This window comes from Bradyrhizobium sp. RDI18, assembly GCF_043203335.1.
In the GTDB taxonomy this organism is placed as follows: domain Bacteria; phylum Pseudomonadota; class Alphaproteobacteria; order Rhizobiales; family Xanthobacteraceae; genus Bradyrhizobium; species Bradyrhizobium retamae.
On record NZ_JBICRN010000008.1, the window covers coordinates 2,430,912 to 2,443,336 of the forward strand.

Genomic DNA, 12,425 nt, shown 5'->3' on the forward strand with positions numbered 1-12,425 from the left:
ACGAGAATCTAAGGCGCTTCAACTGATAGGATTTTCGCTTCCGTCAGGACGCGACGGTACAGACCGACGAACTGGCTGACCAGTCCCCAGTCCTTGTTCGCGGGCTTGTTTCCGGTCAGCGCCACGAGCACCCACAAAAGGTCGCGATAAGCCAAAGAAAACGCGGAAGCGATCAAATCCTCGAGCGAGTCTTTCATTTCGCCGTAGCCGCCGTCAGTTGCATAGAGAAGCTTGTTTCGAAAATCGGCGCGGGCGGAAACGAACTCCTTCACCGTCATGCCATTCTGTTTCGCAACTTCCTCCGAAAAGTCCTTCAGCATCTCTTCGACGATGGCGTCGTCATCCAGGTCGTCTCGCGACACGGCGAAGTCCAGCGGGTTTATTTTGATAACCTCTTCCCCGTCCTCCTTCCCAATGGACAGCTTCAACTTCTCTTGGTCGAGAACAGGCTTGATCGGCATCCGCAGATAGTTCTCAAGACCGTTGAAACTGACGCCGTGCTTGAGCATGTCTCCCAATACGAACCGAAATTGCGAGAGTACGGGGTAAAAAGCCAACTTCACGTAGTGGTTTTTGAACTTCTTCACGAAGTCCCGATGCTCGGGCATATCGTCTTCGTTGAGCTTCAGAAGCTCGAAGACTGCGACGACAAGCTCCTCTTCCGCAGCTATGCATCGGATAGCGCCCATGGCGTCGTCCACGCCCCTGAGGCGCAAAGCCTTGTTGAAATGATCGAGCGCTTTCCCGATGCGCGCACCGACCTTCCGGGGAGAGTGCTCGAGCAGGAAGTCGACGAATTCCTGACCGATCAGATCGGCAAATGGCTCGGTGTCCAAGCCCTCGCCGGCAGCATCATTGTCTGCTTCGCCTATGGTCTCCCGCTTATCCGTCATTTCGAAGCGTCCTTAAGCCAAAGCCCCGCCTGCCAGCGCTCCGCTTCGGCCACTTCCTAACCCTTGCTACTGCGTCGAAATCGATATTAGCGACAGAAGTCGGCTCACCTTCGTGTGTTTCAGTCATTCGATATGGGCTTCCACAACTTGTGAAAGGCTATCACCCCGCGTGGGCCCCATTGAGTTGATCTGCTTTTTCATGACAGCTGACGCCTTGAACACAACGACATTGCGCGGCTCAATAGGCACTTCAACGCCGGTCTTCGGATTTCTGCCTAGCCGCTGAGCTTTCTTCCGAACCGTGAACGTACCAAAAGACGACAGCTTGACTGTTTCCCCGCGTGCGATGCAGTCGGCTATCTCATTTAGAACTAGTTCGGCAAAATCCGCCGATTCTCGCCGCGACAGGCGGACTTTCCGATAGATCGCGTCGTACAGATCGACTCGGGTGATTGTTTTGGCCCCGCGCATATTGCTGCATCCTTACTGAAACTGTTTTGATTATGGCTGCATTCAAGCAGCTGCATATGGCCAGGATCAACCCCGTTAACCTCTTGCGGCAGGGTACAAGATCTTCCTCTCGTCGCCAATAACCAGCTCGCGAACCCGTTCGGCATCTTCAACTCGCGGAAGCGAATGGGCGATGATCAGTCAGATCCTACAGGACTACTCCTCCGGTACAACGAACTCCTCCCACGCAACGTCGGAAAGATCCTGCTCTAGGATGAAGCCGTGGGCCGCGACGCCTTCCTCTACCTTGGCGACGATGACCTTCCAGAAGCGCACAGGTATTCGCGCCCTCAGCGTCGTGTTGCCGTCGCCCTTTCCGACGAAGATGTCGTCAGTCTCCTTCAGGATCGGACCCTGCGAATACGCATAGGCGAAGTCCCATCGGCTCAGCGGCTCTCCCCGGCCGTTGACGAACATCTCGGGTACTGCGACCCGCCCACGAACGGCGAGCCAGGCGCGCAGGGCAGCAGCTGTGGTCCTCCACAAGGGGAGCGTTCGTTCCCGCCGTCCCTTGCCCAGAACACGAATGCTCATCGACGACAGGTCGATGTCCTCGAGCTTCAGCCGTGATCTTGGTCATTGCCGATCTCCCCGCTTGCCAGCGCCATCGCGATCTCCAGCAGCAGGGCTTCGACCAGCGTTGCCAACTGCTCCTTTTGTGCGGGGACCGGCAAGACGCCCGGTTCGACCTCTTCGAACAGGTCCGGCTGAATGTTTGCGCCCTTCATTATTGGCGTCCTCCCTCCGTGAGTCGGATTGGAGATAGCCTAGAAGCGCATCATCTCGGCGCGCAGAGATCGCAGAATATTCAGGGAAAACCGCGGCTCGGCACGAAACTGGTGACGCGCCGCTGACTCGTGTGTCATCCACGCGGGTATGCAGGCGACCGACCCGTCAGGCTGCGGAATGACGACCGACTCCGCCCCACGGTGGGCGTATCTCCTGACAATCAGCACCGTCTCGCCACACCTTGGATGGAACGGATAGTAGATCTGCTCCTCGATCGGCTGTTGGTGGGCAGTATGTCTCTGCTTCGAGCAAGACCTGGATGATCCGGATATCGGTTCCGTTCTCGAGAAGATGGGTCGCGAAGCTGTGGCAGCGTGTGGAGCGTGACGCGCTTGGTCAGGCCCGCAGCCTTCACCGCCGACCGGCAGGCGGCGTGCAACACGGTCTGATCGATCGGATGATCTTCGTCGCGTCCCGGGAACAGATAAACCCGCGGCCGGGCGAGCCGCCAGTAGGTGCGCAGGATGCCGAGTAGTTGGGGCGACAGCATCACGTTGCGATCCTTCGCCCCCTTGCCGTGGCGCGCGAGCACTGTCCCTTCGATCCGCAGTCCCGCGACCTCGGACGCCCTCAGTCCGGCCGTATAGGCGGTGGTGAGCGCGGCGCGGCTCTTCAGGCTCGATACCGCTTCAAGAAACTGAACCACTTCGTCGGCGCTGAGCACGACCGGCAGCTTGCGCGGTTCTCGCGCATAGGGAATGCGTTCCGGGATCAGCGCCTCGCCGAAAGTAACGCCGTAGAAAAACCGCAGCGCACAGACGATTTGGTTCAGCGCCGGCCATGATATGCAGACCAGATGCACTTGGAAGGCGCGAACGTCTTCCAGTTCCAACCGATCCGGCGATTTGCCGAAATAACGGCTGAACTTCGAAACCGCGCTGATGTAGGATCGCTGCGTCGACGGCGACAGATTGCGGACTGTCATGTCCTCGATCATGCGGCGGCGAATAGGGCTCAAATCGGCCATCTCGATACTCCTGTCTGAGGGGGATGGGCTCCAACACCCACATCCTCTCAGCCAGGAGGCGATCTACGCCACCTTGCCCCTCACGCCGCGGTAGCGGCTTCGTTCAATCCAACTAAGCGATTGGTCCCCGTGGCCCCACGGATGGGGTCCACTTCACTACTACAGGCCCTGATCTATTGGAAAAGGTCGTTTGAAGCTTTTGTTGGACGGCGAACGAATGCCTCGCCGGGAAGGCGATGTGAGAGGTCCTCCGCAAGAACGGTCACATTTGGATGCTTCAGAAGGGAACCATGGTCGCCAGGAAGAGGGGGCCCTTCAACGACGCTCTCGAAAGCAGCGTGCCATGGAGTTGCTGCGCTAGTGGACTCCCGAGTGTAATAGACGCAGAGCGCCGAAACCTTCTTAGGTACGTATAGTTTGCCCGCGCGAATATGGCGAATGAACAATTGGAAGATTTCCTCAAGCGCCGGTACACCGATTTTCCATGCACCGAAAGCAGCGCTCGCGAGCGTAGCGAAGTTACCCGGTCGAATTTTCATGGTTGCATCGTGCTCAGGCGACAATCCTCCCTCGTCGACAAGGAATGCAAGGAATTCAGACCATTCCTGGTCCAAGGTGAGAGTGGAAGGCGTCTCTGGCGCCGACGGATGGGCACTATCGATCAATGCCACTAAATCGACCCTCACATTTGCAGAGATTAGTATCCCAGCAACGGCGTGGGCGAGCATACCGCCAAAAGACCATCCGGCGAGCGTACAAGCCATGTCCGGCAACACAGGAACAATAGCCCGAGCATAGACTTGGGCAATCTCGTCAATCGAACCTACCTTCAGGAGTTCGTGACCGAACTCTAGGGCATGTATACCGTAGATGGTCTGTGTAGCTGGCAGCGCCCGCACGAGGTCATCATAGACGCTCAGCCCTCCGCCACAAGCGTGACAGAGGATAAGTGGCTGACTGTTCGCGAGTCGAAGCGGAATAAGTTGGCTCGCAGATTTTCGATGGTTCTTCGATGCGGGGCGCACCTTCTCGGCGCACTGATCGAGACGAGGTTTCGTGAAATGCACGGAAAGATCGAGGATCAAACCCCGCCGCCGGAGTTGCTCAAGCACTTGCAGCGCTAGCAGCGAATGTCCACCGAGGTCAAAGAAGTTGTCGTGCCGCCCGACCCGCGCCACACCGAGAAGCTCGGCCCAGATCGTCGCCAGCGCGGTCTCGGTCTCGCCCCGCGGCGGCTCATAGGCCGCGCGCGCATAGGCCGCATCCTCAGGCATCGGCAGCGCCTTGCGGTCGAGCTTGCCGTTTGCCGTCAGCGGCAGCGCCGCCAGCCGCACAAACGCAGCCGGCACCATGTAGTCGGGCAGCCGCGCACTCACATGCGCGCGCAACGTGCCGGCAAGGTCAGATCCCTCAGCTTCGCCGGCGTGCTCCGCAGCCGCAACCACATAGGCGACAAGACGCTTCTCGCCGGTACGATCCTGTTGCGCCACGACGACCGCATCGCGCACGAATGCGTGTTCGACGAGCCGTGCCGCGATCTCGCCGGGCTCGATCCGGAAGCCGCGGATCTTCACCTGGTCGTCGTTGCGGCCCAAAAACTCCAGATTGCCGTCCGGCAAGTAGCGCGCAACATCCCCGGTCCGGTACATCCGCGCCCCCACCTCAGCGCTGAACGGATCGGCCACAAACCGCTCCGCCGTCAGCTCGGGCCGGTTCAGATAGCCACGCGCGACCCCCGCCCCGCCAATGTAAAGCTCCCCGACCGCCCCGAACGGAACGGGCGCGCCATGACCGTCCAGCAGGTAAACCCGCGTGTTCGCGATCGGTCGGCCAATCGGGAGCCGCTGGAATGGCTCATCAATCGCGTTGATCTCGCAGACTGTCGCAAAGGTCGTCGTCTCGGTCGGACCGTAGCAGTGCAAGAGATGCTGCGGTCGGTTCTGCCTCAACACCCGTGCTACTGCCGCCACATCAACCGTATCACCACCAACTAATAGCAACCGCAAACTTGCCAGCACCGGGCCTAGATCATTAGCGCTCTGCCTGAACAACCCCGCTGTCAAATGCAGGACGGTAATGCGGTGCTGCTGAACCAGACTGCGCAGCACTTCTGGCTCCAGCACATTAGTGTATGGAATCGCAATCAGGCTCGAACCGTGTAGCAGCGGTGCCCAGACTTCCAGCGTACTGATATCAAACGCGGGATTGCCCAGCCATCCCACTCGATCCCTCGAGCTGAACTCCGCATAGCCGTTGTTGATGACGAGCCGGTTGACAGCACGATGAGGAACAACAACTCCCTTGGGAACGCCGGTCGAGCCGGAGGTGTACATGACATAAGCGGCGGCCTCGGCGCTCAATGCCAGGCCTGGATCGGTACTACATCCTGTTCCGGCCATGAGCGGCTCAATGGGCAGAACAGGGATTGTCACCTCAACCAGATCGTCATCGTCACTCTCGCTAAGCACGAGGCGCGCATCACAGTCGGCCAGCATCCAGCTTTGTCGTGCAGATGGAAGAGCGCGATCGATCGGCACATAAACTCCCCCGCCTTCAGGGTCGCCAACTGCGCCACCACAAGCGCAACGGAGCGGTCCAGCATTGTCGCAACACTATCCCCGGGCCTCACCCCGAGCCCGATCAGATGATGCGCGAGCCGGTTCGCCCGTGCGTTCAGCTCGCCATAGCTCAGCTCCTCGTCCTCATCGACCACTGCCACCGCCTCCGGCGCCTTTTGCACCTGCGCCTCGAACAGCTGATGGATGCACTGCTCCGCCGGATAGGGGGCCGCCGTCCGGTTCAACTCCTCCAGGAGGTAGGCGCGCTCAGCGGACGGCAGGATGTCGAGCTCGCGCACCGGCGTGTTGGGGGCATGCTCCAGCGCCTCCGCCAGTTGCTCGAGCGCGCGCTGCATGTAACCGCAGACCCGGTCCGCAGCGACGCCCTCCGCCACCTGCGCCGTCAGACCGAGCGCCTCGCCAAAATCCTCCACCGACAGGGTCAGCGGATAGTTGGTGCGTTCCTCCCCGCCCAGCCATTCCATCCCCGACAGACCATCATCCGTTCCGGAGCCCGGCATGGCCGCCGGCGTGGTGTGGCGGTAGTTCAACAGCGCGCTGAACAGCGGCGCCGGCGCCGCAACGCCGCTGCAGCGTTGCGCCAAGGCCAGCGAGGCATGCTCATGCGCCAGCAGCTCGGCCAGCCGGGCGTGCGTGGTCCGCACGCTCGCCTCGACCCTAGTGCCGTCAAGGTCAAGCCGCAGCGGCAGGGTGTTGATGAACAGGCCCATCGCGCGGTCGGCGCCGGCGCCGCCATGCATGCGGCCAAACAGCACCGTGCCGAACACCACCTGCTCGCGGCCGCTGCTGCGCGCCACCACCTGTCCCCACGCCAGATGGCACAGGCTGGCCAGGCTCACCCCAAGCCGCCGCGCCTGGCTGCGCAATCGCGCGTTGAGCGCCTGCGGCAGCCTCCGATGCGCCTCATGAACCCCGCAGCCGTCGCCGCGGACCTCGCTCAAGCCAAACGGCATGGTCGGCTCGTCGATGTCTGCCAGCAGCCCCCGGAAGAACTCTTCATGCGCCTTGGCATCAACACCAAGACGCGCCTGCGCCACCAGATTGCGGAACGGCTGCGGGGCTATCAGCTCATGCTCGCGCCCCTCCAGCACGGCCCGGACCTCGGCATGCATCACCTCCAGCGTGGTTTGATCCCCGATCAAATGATGCTGCAGCTGCAAGAGCAGCCAGCGCGCGCTGCCGGGCTCGCGCGCGGTCACAAACCGCAACAGCGGCGCCCGGCCAAGATCGATGCGCTGCCGGCGCGGATCAAACCGGCGCCGGAGCTCATCGGCGCCGGGACCATCATAGCCATCCAGCTCGACCTCGCTCACCTCCAGCGGCGCACGACGCCACACCACCTGGGCCGGGCTCGACAGCCCCTCCCAGACAAAGGCCGTGCGCAGAATGTCGTGCCGATCCACCACCCGCTGAACCGCACCAAGATAGCGATCCAACAGGCCACGGTCGGCAAACGCCGTCTGCGACACCAGCAGGTACGGATCGCCATGGCTGGCGAGCAGATGATGGAACAGGATGCCGTCCTGCAGCGCCGACAAGCCATAAATGTCCTGGATGTTGCCGACGCCACCAGGCACCATGGCGACGATCCGATCGATCTCCGGCTGGGCCAGCTCGATCAGCGGCAGCATCTGCGGCGTAATCGCCGTGCTGCTCGCGGTGATCAGGTTGGCCGGGACCGCCACCTCCTGATGACTGCCCAGGCTTGCGGCCAGATCCGCCAGCACCGGCTTGGCGAACAAGGTCTGCACCTCGATCCCCAGCGACAGCCGCCGCAGACGCGCCATCAGCTGCACCGCCAGCAGCGAATGGCCGCCAAGCTCAAAGAAGTTGTCGTGCCGCCCGACCCGCGCCACACCGAGAAGCTCGGCCCAGATCGTCGCCAGCGCGGTCTCGGTCTCGCCCCGCGGCGGCTCATAAGCCGCGCGCGCATAGGCCGCATCCTCAGGCATCGGCAGCGCCTTGCGGTCGAGCTTGCCGTTCACCGTCAAGGGCAGCGCCGCCAGCCGCACAAACGCAGCCGGCACCATGTAGTCGGGCAGCCGCGCTCACATGCGCGCGCAACGTGCCGGCAAGGTCAGATCCCTCAGCTTCGCCGGCGTGCTCCGCAGCCGCAACCACATAGGCAACAAGACGCTTCTCGCCGGTACGATCCTGTTGCGCCACGACGACCGCATCGCGCACGAATGCGTGTTCGACGAGCCGTGCCGCGATCTCGCCGGGCTCGATCCGGAAGCCGCGGATCTTCACCTGGTCGTCGTTGCGGCCCAAAAACTCCAGATTGCCGTCCGGCAAGTAGCGCGCAACATCCCCGGTCCGGTACATCCGCGCCCCCACCTCAGCGCTGAACGGATCGGCCACAAACCGCTCCGCCGTCAGCTCGGGCCGGTTCAGATAGCCACGCGCGACCCCCGCCCCGCCAATGTAAAGCTCCCCGACCGCCCCGAACGGAACGGGCGCGCCATGACCGTCCAGCAGGTAAACCCGCGTGTTCGCGATCGGTCGGCCAATCGGGAGCCGCTGGAATGGCTCATCAATCGCGTTGATCTCGCAGACTGTCGCAAAGGTCGTCGTCTCGGTCGGACCGTAGCAGTGCAAGAGATGCTGCGGTCGGTTCTGCCTCAACACCCGTGCTACTGCCGCCACATCAACCGTATCACCACCAACTAATAGCAACCGCAAACTTGCCAGCACCGGGCCTAGATCATTAGCGCTCTGCCTGAACAACCCCGCTGTCAAATGCAGGACGGTAATGCGGTGCTGCTGAACCAGACTGCGCAGCACTTCTGGCTCCAGCACATTAGTGTATGGAATCGCAATCAGGCTCGAACCGTGTAGCAGCGGTGCCCAGACTTCCAGCGTACTGATATCAAACGCGGGATTGCCCAGCCATCCCACTCGATCCCTCGAGCTGAACTCCGCATAGCCGTTGTTGATGACGAGCCGGTTGACAGCACGATGAGGAACAACAACTCCTTGGGAACGCCGGTCGAGCCGGAGGTGTACATGACATAAGCGGCGGCCTCGGCGCTCAATGCCAGGCCTGGATCGGTACTACATCCTGTTCCGGCCATGAGCGGCTCAATGGGCAGAACAGGGATTGTCACCTCAACCAGATCGTCATCGTCACTCTCGCTAAGCACGAGGCGCGCATCACAGTCGGCCAGCATCCAGCTTTGTCGTGCAGATGGAAGAGCGCGATCGATCGGCACATAAACTCCCCCCGCCTTCAGGGTCGCCAACTGCGCCACCACAAGCGCAACGGAGCGGTCCAGCATTGTCGCAACACTATCCCCGGGCCTCACCCCGAGCCCGATCAGATGATGCGCGAGCCGGTTCGCCCGTGCGTTCAGCTCGCCATAGCTCAGCTCCTCGTCCTCATCGACCACTGCCACCGCCTCCGGCGCCTTTTGCACCTGCGCCTCGAACAGCTGATGGATGCACTGCTCCGCCGGATAGGGGGCCGCCGTCCGGTTCAACTCCTCCAGGAGGTAGGCGCGCTCAGCGGACGACAGCAGCTCAATCCGCGCGGCCGCTTGCCGCGCATCGGCCATCACAGCACACAACAAATTTTGCAAATGCTGCGTCATGCGGTCGATCTGCTTGGGCGCCAAGCGACTAGCATCAAAGTGCCACCGGAAGCTCCCATCCAGAGCGCAAACCTCAAACGTTAGCAAATCGCCGGATAGGGTTGTCTCAGAACGCGGGCTCGAAGCCAGATCACCAGCGGCAGAACAGCTATTTGTCGTAACCGTAACACCAATCGGCCAGGGTCGCCGCGATCGTAGCGCCTCCCTACCCCGCAAGCTCGGAGCGCGCGCGATCACATCCCGCGCAAAGCTATCGTGCTCGCTCAGTTCGGCGCATTCGGCGGCGACCACCCTGCGCACCTCTGCAAAATCATGACCAAGATCAATGGTAATTTCCATCGGCACGACAGAAGCGACAATCACCTCCGCCGCCTTCAACGGGGCCCGCGATCCATTCTGTGCGGGCGTCCAGCCCAATTGGAGCTGTGATTCGCCCGTGACGCGAGCGAGATAGGTCAGCCAAGCAGTTATTAGGTGTTCCGTGCGATCAAATGGCGACAGCCTAGCCAAAGCACTTGGAATGAGCCACGAACTCGACTGCCATCTCGGGGGAGCCACAGCTTGTGGAGACGACAGAAAAGGAAGCTGCAATATTTTAGATTGCTCAAGCCGCTGTCGCCAGAAACTCTCCCGAGGCGCCAACATTTCATGGGTAACAGTTATGCTCCGCGCCTCGTCATCGCTTAGAATCGGGAGGCGATCGCCTACATCGAGATCGGAGTGCCTCGCGAGCGCCCGCGCGTCCAGAGCCTGACCATCCGGGTTGCCAAACCAAACATCGACATCCTCTGTACCTGTCGCCACACGCCAGTGGCTGGGGTGGATTTCAACCAGGGAACCCGCCGATAAGCCCGAGCGGCCAGACGACACCTCCAAGCACCTGACTGCGACAACGTCATCGCCCACAAGAGCCTTGGACAGACATAAAGGATTGAAATGATGCGGCCCAAAGTCTAAGGCGCGCGTCATCGCTGAGAGATCTTGCGCGGATCTATCCCATCGCAGACAGCCCGCAGCATCTGGGCGTCGGCGCCTCGGAAAATAGCTTCTGTCCGCTAGCGCCTGCGGACGGGCGGCAAGCGTTTCGTTCGTTAACCCAGTTAAAAGCTCGCGGAATCCCTCGACTGCGGCTTCATAACATTTGATGTTCAGGCTTAACGCGGTGTCGGTAGGTCCAATCAGGACTTGGCGTTGAACCACCAGGTCACCCGTATGAACACCATGATCTATGCGATGCCACGTGATGGCATATTCGGACTCTTGGGCCAGCAGCGCCCAAGACGTCGCATGAGTTCCCGCATACCGCGGTAAGGGACCATCGTGGTAATTGAAAGCGCCTCGACGCACTCGCCCAAACACATCCGCCGGCAATATGAACGGATTGGCAACAGAAAATATCCACTCCACCGGTTCGGTACTGAGCAATGTGGCAAGCTCTTCAACGCTCGCTAGGCACAAGACATTGGCGCGAGCGGCCCAATCGCGGAAGATGGCGTCGGCACAAAGGGCCGCGCCGATGACGTAGCCCATCTCCATTGCTAACTCTGCACACCTAATAGCTAGCGTACCACCACCAACAAAGACGGTAGAACCAATTGGTGAGGCTGCAGGTCGTTGCCCACCCCAATCGCCGAGTTCGCAACTCGATGAGGCCAACACACATATGTCGTGATGGTCGTACCCCACGTCCATGACAAAACCTCCACGTGTGTGACGCGCCGAGCGTGTGGCCACCGAGAGACGCGCGCCGGCGTGCACCGGAGGAGACCGATGGGCCATCTTCACGCTCCAGCCAAGCCGTCGCGTAGACTGGGCAATTCCCGTCCGACGCGCCGCGCCACATAATGACCTAAACCTCTCACAGCGGTTGAGATTTGCTCGGGAGTAACCGAGCTGAACGCCAATCGGATCCGGCAGTCTTGAGAGTTATCCAGTGCGAAGAAGCTCATCGGCATAACAATGACATTGTAATGCGTTGCGCACTCGTCCGCGGCGTTCGCGTCAAATCTGAAAGGAAGATCGAGAGTCAGAAAGAAGCCGCCGGCAGGACAATTCCATCGAACCTGGTCCGACAAAGGCGAAAACACATCGTCCAGCCGACACAACATAAGGTCGCGATTTGCACGATACCAATCCAGCGCCGGCCGGATCCAGCCACGTAAGCTTGTCCGCTGTTCGATCAAGAGCCCCGCCACAATCGCTTGGCTAATTTGGCTCGTATTCACGGTACCGAAACTCTTGCGCTGAACCAGATCTTCCCAAAGTGTCCGGCAAGCACCTGCGTCTCCAAAGATGGTATCGGGCAGTATTGCTGCTCCGACGCGAAGAGCTGGGCTTAGCGTCTTGGAGAATGTTGACAGGTAGATAACACTTCCGACCTCATCCAAAACGGCCATCGGAGGCACCGCATCTCCTTCATACCGAAATGGCCCATATGGATTGTCCTCCAAAACGACGATCCGATGTTTGGCGCACACTTCGAGGATCTCCCGTCGTGCGACCACATCGAGGACGCGTCCTGTCGGATTATCAAAATCGGGAATAAGATATGTTGCCCGAGCTCTTCGACCATTTCGGCCCAATTGCACAACGGCGGACTCGATCGCGTCTGCAACGCAAGACGCTGAGTTGGACAACGCTGCAATAGGCACCCTCGCAGCATTAGCTGCACCAATTGCTCCAATATAGGTGGGATTGCAGACCAGGAGCACATCCGAAGATTCGGGACACAGCGCCGGCAGGCAGAGAGCGAGCGCTTCCTGGCATCCTGAGGTGATCAGGACGCGATCCGCCTTAGCGGGGAGCCCCTCATCGGATCGCACCTGTTGCGCAACAAGCTCGTTGATGATTCCCGCTGTTCGACCATACTGCAACAACTGAGACCATACTTGGCCACGATCGCCAGCCCAATACCTTTGATACACACCGAATGCATTCAACAGCGCATGGGGGTTGAGTCTATCGAAAAACCGGTCACTCGGCCTACCAGACGCAAGCGAGACAGCTGAGGGAAACCGACTCGAGACCTCGTTCAGGAAATTCATTGCCGAACTTTGCAACCGGAAATCCATCATGGAGCCTTGGAGGAGGACGGAGC

General features: G+C 60.5%; 8 protein-coding genes and 2 pseudogenes. All 10 read right to left on the reverse strand.

What is annotated here, in order from left to right; all coding sequences use genetic code 11:
* Window positions 1–8: 8 nt before the first annotated feature.
* Window positions 9–893, reverse strand: coding sequence for a hypothetical protein (locus ACFXS9_RS20880; protein ID WP_392691682.1), 885 nt, complete (start codon window positions 891–893; stop codon window positions 9–11).
* A gap of 123 nt (window positions 894–1,016) precedes the next feature.
* The gene (locus tag ACFXS9_RS20885; RefSeq protein ID WP_214494541.1) at window positions 1,017–1,364 is read right to left on the reverse strand and encodes an integration host factor subunit alpha; all 348 of its coding nucleotides are present in this window, start codon (window positions 1,362–1,364) and stop codon (window positions 1,017–1,019) included.
* A 195-nt stretch (window positions 1,365–1,559) separates the two neighbouring features.
* Entirely contained in the window at window positions 1,560–1,937 is a 378-nt protein-coding gene (locus ACFXS9_RS20890; RefSeq protein ID WP_392691685.1) for a hypothetical protein, read from the reverse strand.
* A 26-nt stretch (window positions 1,938–1,963) separates the two neighbouring features.
* Window positions 1,964–2,131 (reverse strand): hypothetical protein, encoded by a 168-nt coding sequence (locus ACFXS9_RS20895; protein ID WP_156434185.1) that lies wholly within the window; start codon window positions 2,129–2,131, stop codon window positions 1,964–1,966.
* A gap of 307 nt (window positions 2,132–2,438) precedes the next feature.
* Window positions 2,439–3,159, reverse strand: a pseudogene (locus ACFXS9_RS20900) (site-specific integrase); the annotation flags it as partial.
* Window positions 3,160–3,332: 173 nt separating this feature from the next.
* Window positions 3,333–4,433 carry a thioesterase domain-containing protein gene (locus ACFXS9_RS20905; protein ID WP_392699897.1) on the reverse strand — a complete coding sequence of 367 codons (1,101 nt, stop codon included), beginning with the start codon at window positions 4,431–4,433 and terminating at the stop codon, window positions 3,333–3,335.
* A gap of 1,154 nt (window positions 4,434–5,587) precedes the next feature.
* Complete coding sequence (locus tag ACFXS9_RS20910) at window positions 5,588–7,768, reverse strand: condensation domain-containing protein (protein WP_392700343.1); 2,181 nt, start codon at window positions 7,766–7,768, stop codon at window positions 5,588–5,590.
* Window positions 7,683–8,063, reverse strand: coding sequence for a hypothetical protein (locus ACFXS9_RS20915; RefSeq protein ID WP_392699899.1), 381 nt, complete (start codon window positions 8,061–8,063; stop codon window positions 7,683–7,685). The genes ACFXS9_RS20910 and ACFXS9_RS20915 overlap by 86 nt, the downstream gene beginning before the upstream one ends.
* A 126-nt stretch (window positions 8,064–8,189) precedes the next feature.
* Window positions 8,190–11,107 (reverse strand): annotated as a pseudogene (locus ACFXS9_RS20920) (AMP-binding protein); the annotation flags it as partial.
* Between the two features lie 2 nt (window positions 11,108–11,109).
* Window positions 11,110–12,402, reverse strand: coding sequence for a PLP-dependent aminotransferase family protein (locus ACFXS9_RS20925; protein ID WP_392691688.1), 1,293 nt, complete (start codon window positions 12,400–12,402; stop codon window positions 11,110–11,112).
* Window positions 12,403–12,425: the final 23 nt, after the last annotated feature.

Bases quoted from the DNA above. Each gene is read 5' to 3' on its own strand.
- ACFXS9_RS20910 (WP_392700343.1), bottom strand. From the start codon at position 7,768: ATGGTGCCGGCTGCGTTTGTGCGGCTGGCGGCGCTGCCCTTGACGGTG.
- ACFXS9_RS20895 (WP_156434185.1), bottom strand. From the start codon at position 2,131: ATGAAGGGCGCAAACATTCAGCCGGACCTGTTCGAAGAGGTCGAACCG.
- ACFXS9_RS20885 (WP_214494541.1), bottom strand. From the start codon at position 1,364: ATGCGCGGGGCCAAAACAATCACCCGAGTCGATCTGTACGACGCGATC.
- ACFXS9_RS20890 (WP_392691685.1), bottom strand. From the start codon at position 1,937: ATGAGCATTCGTGTTCTGGGCAAGGGACGGCGGGAACGAACGCTCCCC.
- ACFXS9_RS20880 (WP_392691682.1), bottom strand. From the start codon at position 893: ATGACGGATAAGCGGGAGACCATAGGCGAAGCAGACAATGATGCTGCC.
- ACFXS9_RS20915 (WP_392699899.1), bottom strand. From the start codon at position 8,063: ATGTACCGGACCGGGGATGTTGCGCGCTACTTGCCGGACGGCAATCTG.
- ACFXS9_RS20905 (WP_392699897.1), bottom strand. From the start codon at position 4,433: ATGCCTGAGGATGCGGCCTATGCGCGCGCGGCCTATGAGCCGCCGCGG.
- ACFXS9_RS20925 (WP_392691688.1), bottom strand. From the start codon at position 12,402: ATGATGGATTTCCGGTTGCAAAGTTCGGCAATGAATTTCCTGAACGAG.